This window comes from Ruegeria sp. YTSA064 (genome assembly GCF_059610325.1).
Genome location: NZ_JBXWNK010000013.1, coordinates 142,301 through 154,390, shown reverse-complemented (window position 1 = coordinate 154,390; position 12,090 = coordinate 142,301). Strand labels below are relative to the sequence as shown.

General features: G+C 54.9%; 12 protein-coding genes. 2 read left to right on the top strand and 10 right to left on the bottom strand.

The features are described from left to right. Window positions 1–476, bottom strand: a 476-nt coding sequence (locus AC2FI7_RS19025) for a hypothetical protein (protein WP_496833562.1), incomplete at its 3' end; no start/stop codon positions are given. Between the two features lie 255 nt (window positions 477–731). Here AC2FI7_RS19025 and AC2FI7_RS19020 point away from each other — a divergent pair. After that, window positions 732–1,757: a LacI family DNA-binding transcriptional regulator gene (locus AC2FI7_RS19020; RefSeq protein WP_037322014.1), complete on the top strand. Its 1,026-nt coding sequence runs from the start codon at window positions 732–734 to the stop codon at window positions 1,755–1,757. Here the strand turns inward: AC2FI7_RS19020 and AC2FI7_RS19015 are convergent, their stop codons facing one another. The 7 genes from AC2FI7_RS19015 to AC2FI7_RS18985 form a co-directional block, all read right to left on the bottom strand. Next, window positions 1,758–2,753 carry a nuclear transport factor 2 family protein gene (locus tag AC2FI7_RS19015; RefSeq protein WP_010443170.1) on the bottom strand — a complete coding sequence of 332 codons (996 nt, stop codon included), beginning with the start codon at window positions 2,751–2,753 and terminating at the stop codon, window positions 1,758–1,760. Further along, window positions 2,746–3,897, bottom strand: coding sequence for a nuclear transport factor 2 family protein (locus tag AC2FI7_RS19010; RefSeq protein ID WP_010443169.1), 1,152 nt, complete (start codon window positions 3,895–3,897; stop codon window positions 2,746–2,748). Before AC2FI7_RS19010 ends, AC2FI7_RS19015 begins: the two co-directional genes overlap by 8 nt. After that, entirely contained in the window at window positions 3,894–4,895 is a 1,002-nt protein-coding gene (locus AC2FI7_RS19005; protein ID WP_010443168.1) for a nuclear transport factor 2 family protein, read from the bottom strand. Before AC2FI7_RS19005 ends, AC2FI7_RS19010 begins: the two co-directional genes overlap by 4 nt. 145 nt (window positions 4,896–5,040) lie before the next feature. After that, window positions 5,041–5,922: a carbohydrate ABC transporter permease gene (locus tag AC2FI7_RS19000; RefSeq protein ID WP_010443167.1), complete on the bottom strand. Its 882-nt coding sequence runs from the start codon at window positions 5,920–5,922 to the stop codon at window positions 5,041–5,043. Continuing rightward, window positions 5,922–6,950 (bottom strand): carbohydrate ABC transporter permease, encoded by a 1,029-nt coding sequence (locus AC2FI7_RS18995; protein ID WP_010443166.1) that lies wholly within the window; start codon window positions 6,948–6,950, stop codon window positions 5,922–5,924. The genes AC2FI7_RS19000 and AC2FI7_RS18995 overlap by 1 nt, the downstream gene beginning before the upstream one ends. Window positions 6,951–7,010: 60 nt before the next feature. Further along, window positions 7,011–8,249 carry an ABC transporter substrate-binding protein gene (locus AC2FI7_RS18990; RefSeq protein ID WP_010443165.1) on the bottom strand — a complete coding sequence of 413 codons (1,239 nt, stop codon included), beginning with the start codon at window positions 8,247–8,249 and terminating at the stop codon, window positions 7,011–7,013. 122 nt (window positions 8,250–8,371) lie between these two features. Continuing rightward, window positions 8,372–9,391 carry an ester cyclase gene (locus AC2FI7_RS18985; protein ID WP_010443164.1) on the bottom strand — a complete coding sequence of 340 codons (1,020 nt, stop codon included), beginning with the start codon at window positions 9,389–9,391 and terminating at the stop codon, window positions 8,372–8,374. A gap of 334 nt (window positions 9,392–9,725) precedes the next feature. Between AC2FI7_RS18985 and AC2FI7_RS18980 the strand changes: the two genes are divergently transcribed. Beyond that, the gene (locus AC2FI7_RS18980; protein WP_010443163.1) at window positions 9,726–9,917 is read left to right on the top strand and encodes a hypothetical protein; all 192 of its coding nucleotides are present in this window, start codon (window positions 9,726–9,728) and stop codon (window positions 9,915–9,917) included. Between the two features lie 158 nt (window positions 9,918–10,075). On the opposite strand, the gene AC2FI7_RS18975 is transcribed toward AC2FI7_RS18980, so the two are convergent. Together AC2FI7_RS18975 and AC2FI7_RS18970 are read right to left on the bottom strand one after the other, a co-directional pair. Further along, on the bottom strand, window positions 10,076–10,582 hold the full coding sequence (locus AC2FI7_RS18975; RefSeq protein WP_496833559.1) for a DUF3604 domain-containing protein: 507 nt from the start codon (window positions 10,580–10,582) through the stop codon (window positions 10,076–10,078). After that, the gene (locus AC2FI7_RS18970; RefSeq protein ID WP_496815772.1) at window positions 10,515–11,999 is read right to left on the bottom strand and encodes a DUF3604 domain-containing protein; all 1,485 of its coding nucleotides are present in this window, start codon (window positions 11,997–11,999) and stop codon (window positions 10,515–10,517) included. The genes AC2FI7_RS18975 and AC2FI7_RS18970 overlap by 68 nt, the downstream gene beginning before the upstream one ends. Window positions 12,000–12,090 lie beyond the last annotated feature (91 nt).

Here is a 12,090-nt window from a genome sequence, read left to right as displayed (position 1 = left end):
AAGCAAGAACGAAGTAGATCAAGCTTGATCTGAACGCGGAATTTGCGCCCATTGTGCTCAAGTTCGGTTTTGTCCGCATATCGGTCATTTGGGGAAACTCGCTCAAAGTCTGCTTTGCGGACTTTGCCGCCATTCGATTTTTGCTGCTTCGCTGACGCAGCATTTTCTCGCGCGTGCAGCCAGTATGTTGTTGCGACGCGGCACATTTCACCGAAGCAGTCGTTCAAGTGCGTCGGTTTGGCTTGTACCAAATCACAACTTCGCTGCTGCCGGGACAGAATGGCGAGATGCGGAGCAATCCTGCCGATCACCGCGCCGCCAAAACGGAAGCTGTTTTGCAAGTTATGCACAAGCAAAACCGGGCGGCCATCTTCAAAAGCCGACATTGTGGATGTTGAGGACGCGCCTTGGCCGCCATGGCGATGACTGGCAATGCAGGAGCGTGTGTCGTGAATACGGTCGCCACAAAATGTCATGTCTGCAGGACACCTTTGGTTCGAGATTGTGCGGTGTCAAGACGAAGGATGAAACCACTACCGCTCAGAACGCCTCGAAATGAGCGGACGTGGAGACAGCTCAAGGCTTCAAAACTTGCTACCTGTCCGTCATTTGACCTGGGTCATTCGGTAGCGATAGGATCGTGGAAAGTCTTCCGGCCCACGCAGAAAATATCCTCGGGTTCTCCGTTGATTACGGGGCAAATGGAACAAGAAAATTGGGGCATCTGGAACATGGCCAGGAAGAATTCAGTAACTTCGGTCGACGTCGCCAAACGGGCGGGCGTGTCGCAATCCGCCGTGAGTCGCGCCTTCTCTCGCGTACCCACTCAGTCCGGCGTATCGGCGGAAGCGAAGGAGAGAATTTTCGCAGCGGCCAAGGAGTTGGGCTACCGGCCCAATGCGCTTGCCCGATCGATGATTACGGGAAACTCAAAGATTATCGCCTTGTTGTTCAGCTATCTGGACAATCAATTCTATGCCGTTGCATTGGAAAAGCTCTGTATAGAATTGCAGAAAAACGGCTACCACGCGATGGTTTTCATGATGCCGGAAACCGCCGTCGGAGTCGAAGAGACGGTATCCGAACTGCTGGAATACAAGGTTGACGGGATCATCACTGCATCGGTCGAACTGTCTTCGTCACTTTGCAAGCATTGCCAGGATCAAGGTATCTCTGTCGTCATGTTCAACCGGATCAAGGCCGAGGAAGGCGTGTCTTGCGTGTCGACGGACAATGTCCTTGGCGGACGATTGGCCGCGCGCCATCTCATTGAAACAGGTCACCAGAAGATTGCGTTGCTGTCCGGTTGGGCGGAATCGTCGACTGGGCGCGACCGCCAATTGGGATTTGAGCGGGAGCTGTCTGATCAGGGACACAGCTTGTTTGATCGTGCTGCCGGGCATTTTGATCTGACTGCGACGCGAACTGCTGCCCGCAATCTGTTGGACAGGCCCGCGTCCGAAAGACCAGATGGGATATTCGTTGCCAACGACTACATGGCGATCGAAGCGCTCGGCGTCATTCGCAGCGAATTGAAACTGAAGGTACCACAAGACGTTTCCATTGTCGGCTTTGACGACATTCCGATGGCGGCATCGCCTGAATATGATCTGACGACATTGCGCCAGCCGATTAACAAGATGATCGACCAGTCCGTCTCGCTTATGCTGGCTGAGATAGCGGGAAACGACACAGTCATGAACGAGAGCATTGTGCCAGAACTTGTTGAGCGTGGCAGCGTGGCGAACAGAAACTGATCAGCTTTCGCGCCCAAGCTCTGCCAGAATGTCCACTCCTTGTGTGGCCATGAAATGGGGGATGTCGATGAAGATCCAGTTCTCAGCCAACCTGTCGCCGTCGTGGCGATAGAGATCGACGATCCGCATATCCGCCACCACGTCGCTGGGCGGCAAGCCCATGAACCCGCCCGTCGAGCGGACGGTCAGGCTGGGATAGCCGAAGAACCCGCCGAAGTTGCTCTCGCCAAGGCGGGCGACGTGTTCGGTGTGGGTGACATATTCCAGACCGTCTTCGAAAGGGCCGGAATGGCCACGGCGATAGCCATCGAAGAAGGCGCTTGCGCCGATGCCGCCGGGGCCGAACCAGCACATGTCGGGGGTCCAGAAACGGGTCATGTGGTCTTCAGGCGAGCCGACTTTGTTGGCCCTGAGATCGGTGACCATGTCAGCGATGAGTTGCACGGTCGCCCGACCTTCGGCTTCGGGGTGCGCGTCGTACAAGAGACCGTCATGGGTGGCAGGGCCGGGTGTCAGTACAACCGACCCGGTCGTGCCTGAGTTCGGATGGCGGCCCGACTGTGCCAGAAGGTTCAGGATGTCGACATAACAAGCGGTTTCGGCGATGCGGCCGTCCTCGATGCGGTGGAATTCGCAGTACCGCAGAAACGCCAGCTTGCGCGACGGGGCAAGGCTGATCCAGGGGCGGTCCCAGGTGCCCATGAGGTGCCCCATCTCGACCACCCAAGTGGACGAGAAGCCGTCTATTTCGTTCGACCCGGCGAAGAAGATGTCCGGGCGGCGCAGCAAAGGGCCCATGGCGTCCTTGAGCGGCCGCCAATAGGTGTCAGCGACTGCCGCAATGCCGGCCTGTTCGTGAAACGGATGCATCCCGCGCCACAGTACATCGGACGCGTAGTAAGGCTCCATCGCCGAGGCGACCGCGTCGCCGTCTGCGGCGTCGATGGCGGTGTTCGCGGTACGGACAAGCGCCTTGGCGTCCTGATATTCAGCCATCCCGGCGCGCCTTTGCGATTTGGATCATCAGGTCCAACTCATTGAAAAGCTGCCATTCCTGCTCGACGATCCCGTCTTTGACCCGCTGCTGAGTGATCCCCCAGATCTGACAAGTCTGCCCTGTGGGGTCTCGGTAAAGCATGCCACCAGAGTGTGTGGCATCCGCGCTCCAGCGGGTGGAGATCAGAAAGCCGTCGGCATCGTTGCCCATCCAGTAGACTTCGTCGACCTGGTGCTTCAGGTCGGGGAAGGCGGCGCGCAGTTCGCCGACATGGTCACGATAGGCATCTCGCCCCGAGAACTTTCGATCCGTGGTGCCCTCGAAGGGCAGATCGGCGGCATAGCTTTCATCCAAGACCGAGCCGTCGCCGTTCCAGATGTTGTTGTGGATCGCCCGCGAGAACGCATCTGGATCAAAGCCCTCAACCGGTTCGCCAAGGCTCAAGGGACGCTCGGGGCGCACGCCTGCGCGCAGGTCGGCCCATGTTTCGGCGCTCCTCGGCCAGCCGGGGAATGGGTCTGCGGCAAGCCTGTCCGCCTCTTCCCAAAGATCAAGGCCCAACTGCTTGAGCATGGCGGATGTGTTGTAAAGCACGTGCTCCAGGAAAATATCGTTGCCAAGTGCCACACAGTTGGCAATGACCATGACGTCGACCTCAGCTTCGGTCGGGTCGCCGTATTTGCTCGGCCCGGTGTTCTTGCCCTTGATGCGCGTCAGGTGCGAGGTGTGAAACCCGACGCTATCGTCGCCAGCCCAGATCACCTCTTCCGCGTTAAGGATAATGTCGGGGAATGCGCCGGTCGTGTGATGCGTGTCGCCGACGATCTTGGCGTTGCCGTGCTGCAGACCATAGTCATCATAGACAAGGCTATCGTCGGAGTAACACGCTTCGATATATTCGACTTCACGGGCCTCGGTTTCCCAGATGCGATAGGTGATGCGGACGATATAGTCGACGATGTTGCGATACTCGGGATCGAACCCGGCAAGCGATTGAGACGGCCCGAGATAGGGCGGGATGCGATGCGCTCCGTCCTTGGTGTAGTCGATGAGCGAGATGTCGTACGACGTGGGCATGTGCGCCCGCGAAAGGGCGGCAGCCGGGTGATGCGATTTCGAGCGATCGGGCATGAAGCGGGTCATTCGGTCTCTCCAGTATTGGCCAGAAGATCGACGCCCTGTTCGGCAAGGAAATGCAGGATGTCGATGAATATCCAGTTCTCGGCAAGCTTGTCGCCGTCGCGGCGATATAGGTCGACTACGCGCATCTCTGCCGCCGCATCGTTGGCCGGGACCCCGAGGTAGTCACCGGTATTGCGTAGGGTCAGGCAAGGCCACCACATGAAGGCGGCGAAGTTGCCCTCCGCCAGCGCCAGTTCCCAGTCGTGGATTTTCACCACGTCCTGTTTCTTCTCGAAAGGAAGGGTGTGGCCACGTTGGTAGCCTGGGATGGACAGGCTTACACCAATGCCCGTGGGGCCGAACCAGTTCATGTTCGGGTGCCAAAAGCGCACCAGATGATCACCGGGCGAGGTATAGCCGAGCGCCAAGTCGGTGAGCATTGCATGGGTCAGGTCATAGGTGTCCCGTGTCAGATCCTCGGGTAGAGGGTTGCACACTAGCCCGTCGTGAGTCTTCGGACCGGGTGACATCATCATCCCGCCAGTCTGGTGCAGCGCAAGCGGGTTCCGGCCCGCCTGGGTTAGGACGGCGAGGATGTCGAGAAATTCGACAGTTTCGACAATGGTGCCAGCCAAGACCCGGCTCATCGTCGCATAAGGCAGATAAATGGATTTTCCGGTGGCAGGGATACTCAGCCAATCGGCGGTGAAGTCGCAAAGAAGGTTGCCCATTTCGACAACCCAAGCGCCTGCTTCAGGGTCAAGATCGGCGTGGCTGGCAAAGAATATGTCGGGGCGGCGTTGAATGGTCGACATGGCGGATTTCAGCGGCGACCAGACAGTCTCGGCCAGCGCCTTGGGCCCTTTGATGTCGTAGAACGGGCGCATGCCGCGATAAGTGTGATCAGATGACAGGTAAGATTGGCAAGCGGCGGCCGTCGCATCGCCGGACGCGGCGACATCGCGTGCAGCATTGTAGCCTTGCACAAGCGCTTTGGCGGATTTCAGATCTTGGGTCATGGATGGTCCCTAAGTTTCGATTTGTCGGTTTAGTTGCGGCAGGCGCATCGAAGCGACATATCCCTAGGTCTGAAGCCGATCCCCTAGGTACCAGGTATAAATCAAAGGTGCGGAGTCGAGAGGTAGTCTCAGGTGGTCCATCGGCTCACCCTTTCACCGCGCCGGCGGTCAACCCGCTAACGATCTGACGTTGGAAGAACAAAACCAGGAAGAACAGAGGCACCATGGCACTCACCACAGCCGAAACTGCAAACATCACGTTGCCCTGTTCGCGTATCTGGGTCAGGAAACTTGCGATCTTGGGCACCATCGTCTGGTTTTCCGAACTCAGAAGCATCGAGGTAATTGCAAAATCATTGTAGGCCAGAAGGAAAGAAAACAGCCCGGTGGTAATGACGCCCGGCCACATGACCGGAATTATCACATGCCGGAACGCCTGGAACCGGGTGCAGCCATCGACCATAGCGCTTTCGTCCATATCCTTGGGGATGTTCAAAAAGAACGAGTGCAACATCCAAAGCGTGAAAGGTTGATTGATTGCGACCAGAACGACAATGGTGGTCGAGAGCCGCCCCCAGACATTCCATTCGAAGAACGGCAGTAGGTATCCAGACACAAGCGTAATGTGCGGCATGGCCCGGAACACAAGCGCTGCGATCAAAAGCCAGAATGCATAACGATAACCGGACCGCGCCAAGGCGTATCCGCCCAAGGTTCCAAGGGTCAATGAAATGACGACAGTAAAAACAACGACGATGGACGTGTTCAGCACATTTCTCCAGAACTCTTCCTGGATCCATGCACCGAAGTAGCCATTGCCAGTGAAATTGCCGCCGGTTTCGGCAAGTGTGTAGACGCCGTAGATCGCGTTTCGCCAATCGGCCTTGGAAAAGAAATCGCCCTGAACCTTGAAAGATCCCCAGACCGTCCAGACAAACGGCCCGATCGCGATCATCAACCAGAAGATGATCATGGAGGTTGCGAACCATGTGAGCAGACGTGGAGATTTACTCGCCGTTGATGCCATCAGACGGCCCTCCGATTAAAGTCGCGCCAGGTCTTGATCAGCACTGGTGTCAGCAGGATGGCAACGCCGAGGATTGTCAGCATAGACGTCGCGGCGGCCGAACCAAAAAGTTTATCTTGCCCCGAAAGATCGTTGTAGATGATCCAGCTGAGCGACCTGGCTTTCGCCTCGGCCGAAAAAGACACGATGGGTTCAAGAACGCGGAAATTGTCCATCAGTTGCATTAAGGTGATAAAGACCAGAAGTGGCATCATGTAGGGCACGATGACATAGCGGACCTGTTGAAATCGGCTTGCCCCGTCGATCTTTGCGGCTTCGAGGGTGTCGGAGGGAACCGTTTGTAACCCCGCGTAGAACACAACGAAGGCAAAGGGCGTCGAATGCCAGACGCCGTAGACCATCAGCATAATCCAAGTGAGCGGAGCCGAAGCTTTCAGGCTCAGGTCTGGATCGTCAAAGATGATCTGCAGCGTGGCTCCGATGATGCCGTCTGCATCCACCATCCAAAACAGGATCAATCCCCCGATCAAAGGCGTCACGATCATAGGCAAGAGCGAGGCAAAGATCGTCGGTCCCTTAGTGACTCTTGGAAGTCGGTTCACGCCCAATGCAATCAAAAGACCAAAAACGATCACCAATGGTGTAACAACAAATGTGTAGGCAAGCGTGAAGAACAACGCCTTGTAGAACGGCAGGTTGTAAACCCCCGCGATAAAATTCCCGAAAGAATCAGCTCCTGCCCAGATCTCGCTCACTTCGTCGAAGGCCAGATGCCCACGGTTTGTGTAGGTTCCCAGGCCGTTGTAGCGCCCTAGGGGTGCGTCGGCCTTCAAAGCTTCGGTTGCTTCCAGATCGACCTGTAGAACCGTGGTACATTTAAAAGGCCCACAATTCTCGACCTCACGCATCACCTGTTCATGTTCGACAAAGAATGATTGCATTGCGACCGACACGATCGGCAGGGCAATGAACAAGATCATTGCCAGGAATGACGGCCAGATAAATCGTGCAAAAGTTCCGTGCGGCATAGCGAAAGCCCGACAAAGTTGTGCGCGGCGCTGAAAGAGCGCCGCGCACCAATTGAGTGTTTACTTGAGGAACCCTTGTTCCTTCGCAGCAGCGGTATAAGCCGCCTCGATGTCAGCTAGAGTTTGCTCAGCGCTTTCGTTGCCCTGCAGGAAGTCTGGCACCTCTTGGAAGAATGCCGAATGCAGAAGCCCCATGTATGGCAGCATGGGATAGGGATTTGCACCGGCTGACGCCGCAGCGGCAACGCCTTCGGCTGCTAGTCCTGGTGTGTAGCTGTCCATCAGCCATACCGCCTTGTCGTTGTTGGCCATGACCATGTCATCCGAGATGCCATTAACCATCGCTATGAAGGTAGCCTCGGCATCCTCGTCACTGATGTTTGATGCGATGGTGAAACCATCCCACCATAGGGAAGACGCCGGCGTCGCACCGCCAGCTACTGTCATGGCTCCTGCCGGTTTGGTTGCTGCCACGATCTCCGGGGTAGAACCTTCGTCGTCGATGAGACCACCCACAGAGCTTCCCCACAATACGGCCATGGCCAATTCACCGGATTCCCAAAGCGGTGTCACGGCTCCGGTGTTGTAGGTCAGGAAATCGGGATTGGAATACTCCATCAACGATTTCAGCATGTTCAGAGTTGCAACACCCTGTTCGTTGTTAATCGAAACCTCTGCCGTACCAGGCTTGAAGAACTCTCCGCCGTGGCCGAGATACATATTCACAACTTCTTCGCCGAGGTTCCAATCCGACTTGGTCAGCATCGCGAAAGGGTATTCCATGATGCCAGCCGCACGGATGGCTTCGGCGACGTCGAGCACTTCTTCGTAGGATGTCGGCACCTCTTTTCCAACCTGGTCAAGGATGTCCTGACGCACGATCAGATGTTGTGCATTTGCCATAAAGGCAATCGCCATGATCTTGCCATCAATTCGGATCAACTGGTTTGGCTGCAAATTCTGACCGTGCTTGGCGACCAGATCATCCAGCGGGCGTATCAACCCGTCATTCAACAGGGGAACAATGGACGAGTTCGCCACGATCTTAGTCGTATACTCGGCCGGATTAGCCGTAAGCGCTGCAACCTGAATTTCATTGTGCTTGGTCGAGTGGTTCTTCGAGAATTCGGCTCCCTCTCCGACGCACGCTTCGGCGTTATCGACAACCGCATGCAGCGCAGGAAAATCGTTAGCCAGGATCCTAACGCTTCCGCTAGTGACCGGACAATCAGCGAACGCGACCCCTGCCGTCATTCCGAGCGCAGTTGAAGCGACTGTCAGACGAGTGATGATAGACATGTTTTTCTCCCTGGATTCGACCTCGTTGGATCAACTTAGAAGCGGATACGAGCGGTTACATCACTCGATATCGCATACGTATGCGAGCTAACTATACTCGATTCTCTCGAAATCTCAAAATCTCAATCCAATCCGGTCAGCATGCGCTGTCGCGCAACAAGATCGACACCCAGTTGTTCAAGAAAGTGTAGATGGTCTATGAAGTTCCAGTTCTCGGCAAGCTTTTCGCCCTGGCGTCGATAGAGATCGACAACTCGCATCGTTGCCTTCTTCTCGGATTTGGGGGCAAGCCCGATGTAACCTCCGAGCGAGGTTACATCGAATGTCGGCCAACCGAAAAAGCCGCCGTAGTGACCTTCGGCAAACTCAGTTCGGTGCCCGAAGAAATCGCCCCATTTCAGACCCTCTTCGAATGGTATGCAGTGCTGTTCAAGATAGCGTCCTTGGGTGTAGGGCGCACCAATACCACCCGGACCCCACCAGATCATGTCGTCCGTCCAATCAAGAGACAGATCCGTGTTCGTTGTATGGACATCCTCCGCCAGCAATCGGCCGATCATCCTGAGAAACAGCTTCAGGGTTTTTTGACCTTCGCTTGCGGGCTGGCCAGCGTAGAGTAAACCATCATGTGTACGAGGTCCGGGTGTGACCATCATCGCAGCGGTTGATGGCGGCAGCGCCTCGGCCCGCACCTGCGCCATCAGGTTCAACACATCTAGGAACGTCGTAGATTCGGTTATTTTGCCGTCCACGACATGATTGAACTCGGCGTATCTTAGCATGGTCGATTGCCGGGTCGGACGCATCCCAAGGAACGGCTGATCGAACAAGCCCAGTAGGTGCCCCATTGAGACGACCCAGACACCAGGTTCGTCGCTTAGGTGGTTAAAGCCGGCAAAAAAGATATCCGGTCTACGTTGAAGTGGCGAAAACGAATTGCGAAGCGTGTTCCAAAAGTTCGTGACCGCATCTTCAGCACCGATACCTTCTGCGAACGGGGCCGTGAATTGAAACTTGCAATTCGCACTGGTTTCAATCGAAAGCGCGTCAGCTAGTGCGAGGTTCGGTGCAGTGTCTATGTGCCGCTGGTGCGACAAGACTGTCTTCTTGGCTGCGGTCAGTTCCTGTTCTTGGTAATCCATGGAGCCCCTCTGATCCAAATATCGCTATAACTCTACTCGAAAGACAGTACCGCGAAAGTGGCAACGACATTGATCCCTCATGAAAGGACTCCCGATTGTTTGGGCTGTCGCTCAGAGAAAGAGAACGCTACCTTTTTCACGCACGTAGCGGCGGTCCACTATCGGCGTCGCCAGAATTGAGTGAGCTGCCCCAAAAAGTTCCCGGATACCGCATTTGTGCGTTTCGCCGCCCTCACGACTCGTATGGTGCGAAGCTTTGGTTGCATGTCCCAGATTTCCGCTTAGTCCCACGACCCGTAAATCGCAGTGCAAAACTTTGCTGCGCCACTAACGAATGGCGGCTAACGCATATACTTCGCGCGGATCGAGCTTGCCTAAGATTTTGTCCGATTTGCGCGAAAACATTGTCGATGTGTTTGATGAAAACGGAACACAGTTAATGACACCGTCTTACATTGCAGACCCGCCGGAACCCAAAGTTTCGACAGAAGAATGGGACGGAAAGCTTGCTCATCACGTTGAATAAACCGCATTCAGCAGCTGTCTATTAGTGTCGGCGTTTGAGCTTCGTGTCGCAAAAAAGTCACTAATTTAACATGTCCGCTATGTCCGCTAAGCGGTCATTCAACGAGTTTTGCTGAACGTCTACTTCGAGCCCATACCGGACCGACATCGTAAATCGAACTACTGTTGTGGCGAGTACCAAATCGGCGAAGTGTAGGCGCGTTCCTGCGTTGTTAATTGGATGCCATCCGGCATGTTTATTCCGAACTTAACTGCATCATACGCCGTCCAGCGAGGGGTCGGTATTTCTATAACCCGGGCATAATAAAATGCGCTTTCCGAAGGATCGAAATCTGGGTCTTCCCACACGGTTCCAAGCTCAGAGGCTCCAATTGTGTTGGTCCACGAGGGGATAGAAAGGTCAACTGTGGTGCCTACTGACGGTAACTTGCCAGCGCCATCTGGTTCGCGGGAACCAGACCAGGCCACGTCGTAGACTTTTTCCTGTTGCTCTCCATCTGCATCTAGCCAGCCCTTTATGATCTGAATTCGATCCAGGTTTGCTCCCATCGGATCACGAAGCGCATATACCAGAAAGGAAGGTGCGCCCTCACCAGGGTCAAGATCCCCCCCCCATCGGCACACCTTTGGTGTATCCCACAAGCGCCAAGTCCCGCCGCAAGGCATCCTCTTCGGTAAAAGAAAAACCTCCGAACATACGAACGCGCATTCTGGGTCCTGTTGTTGCGTAGGTTTCACGCCGATGCATCGCATCCCAAATGGCTTCTCGGGAATTTTCCTGCGCCCATACTGCGGTCAGACCGCCAGTAATGTATTGCGACGAAAGCAGCGCAACCGCCCCGTCAGCATAGGTCTTACTGACATGTTGGCTGCGCTCTTCGCTGGGCTCGTAACCGGTGAACTTCCCGAAGAAATTGTCGTTATCTGGAGCCGTTAAACCTGTGTGTGTATCACTTGCCCCACCCAAGCCAAACTTGAAAGGGTTTACTCCCAAAGCCTTTTCCAAAGACAAGCCACGAAGTAATCCGGATCGAGCGTATTCACCGGGCAACATTTCTGGCTCTTTCGGAACCGAAGCATCCAGATTGCCGTAATCCCATGTTTCGAAGTCAGCAAATTCATCGTCAGGCGATAGGAACGGGTGGGCCTCACCATCTCCCTTAATCTGCGTTGGTTCGTATAGTCTTTCCCATTTGTTTCGCGCTTCTGCGTATGCCGGATCTAACGGCACACTATCCGCGAAGTCATCGACTAACGGGAACATCCAGCCGTTAGACAAATTCCCATTATGTGGAATTGCAAGAACACGCCCGCCTGTCGTTTGCTCATAGTTTTCCAACCACTTCCAAAGATCACGAGGGTTTGGTGAGCCCACAGGTGGCGTTGTTGTATAAGGGAGTATCATTCTTGTGAGCTCAGGGCCGTCGCGAAAGATCACATTTCGGTGCAAATTGTTCCCTGCAACGAGAGATGTCCATTCATAGGCGATAAAGGTGCTGAATACGCCGGGGTCATTGTACTGCTCTGCGGCGTCGATAATGTCGTCCCAAACACGGGCATACGCGGGGTTGCCTGGTTGATAGTTCAGCGCAGGGGAAACCTGTCCTTGCGCAAACGCGGCTGTAAGCTCAAGCGCAGCCGCTAGAGCGGCTTCCCCACCCTTATTGAATTCTTCATGGAAATACCTGCCTTGCTCATCTGCCAAGATGTTGGGAGCACCTCCGATGATGTCGGTGATAGCACCCATAGCATCCGAATGATCTGTAATCATGAAGAAATCGAGAGGCATCGACAACTTTACAGGTTGCCCCGTGTTAGACACAACTTCTTCGCCACGCGCAAACCGGTAGGCATCATGAGGCATGAGGCGCGTACCACCCCCACCAGCATCCCCGGAAAGACCAGTATGAACGTGAGTGTCACCAAAATAGACTTGAGTTGGATATGCGCGTTCAGCGTAAGGTGAATAAGGTCGACCGGAAGGACCGGAAAGGCCTGACGGATTTATTGCATCCTGAGCTAAGACTGGGCTCCCCAGAATGAGAGCTGCTGGCAAAACAAAGCGAAACAATTTTTCCTCCATAATTGAAGGCACCATAGCATAACTCTGCTCGGGAAGTTATTTTGACTGAGTTCGAAGGTTTGCCAAGTTCGCGCAACAGTCATTGGTGACC

What these genes read in the sequence shown, in the direction of transcription:
- AC2FI7_RS18985 (WP_010443164.1), bottom strand. Translation starts at nt 9,391, where the DNA reads ATGGATTACCAAGAACAGGAACTGACCGCAGCCAAGAAGACAGTCTTG.
- AC2FI7_RS18995 (WP_010443166.1), bottom strand. Translation starts at nt 6,950, where the DNA reads ATGCCGCACGGAACTTTTGCACGATTTATCTGGCCGTCATTCCTGGCA.
- AC2FI7_RS18980 (WP_010443163.1), top strand. Translation starts at nt 9,726, where the DNA reads ATGGCGGCTAACGCATATACTTCGCGCGGATCGAGCTTGCCTAAGATT.
- AC2FI7_RS18975 (WP_496833559.1), bottom strand. Translation starts at nt 10,582, where the DNA reads ATGCCTTGCGGCGGGACTTGGCGCTTGTGGGATACACCAAAGGTGTGC.
- AC2FI7_RS19010 (WP_010443169.1), bottom strand. Translation starts at nt 3,897, where the DNA reads ATGACCCGCTTCATGCCCGATCGCTCGAAATCGCATCACCCGGCTGCC.
- AC2FI7_RS19005 (WP_010443168.1), bottom strand. Translation starts at nt 4,895, where the DNA reads ATGACCCAAGATCTGAAATCCGCCAAAGCGCTTGTGCAAGGCTACAAT.
- AC2FI7_RS18970 (WP_496815772.1), bottom strand. Translation starts at nt 11,999, where the DNA reads ATGGAGGAAAAATTGTTTCGCTTTGTTTTGCCAGCAGCTCTCATTCTG.
- AC2FI7_RS19020 (WP_037322014.1), top strand. Translation starts at nt 732, where the DNA reads ATGGCCAGGAAGAATTCAGTAACTTCGGTCGACGTCGCCAAACGGGCG.
- AC2FI7_RS19015 (WP_010443170.1), bottom strand. Translation starts at nt 2,753, where the DNA reads ATGGCTGAATATCAGGACGCCAAGGCGCTTGTCCGTACCGCGAACACC.
- AC2FI7_RS18990 (WP_010443165.1), bottom strand. Translation starts at nt 8,249, where the DNA reads ATGTCTATCATCACTCGTCTGACAGTCGCTTCAACTGCGCTCGGAATG.
- AC2FI7_RS19000 (WP_010443167.1), bottom strand. Translation starts at nt 5,922, where the DNA reads ATGGCATCAACGGCGAGTAAATCTCCACGTCTGCTCACATGGTTCGCA.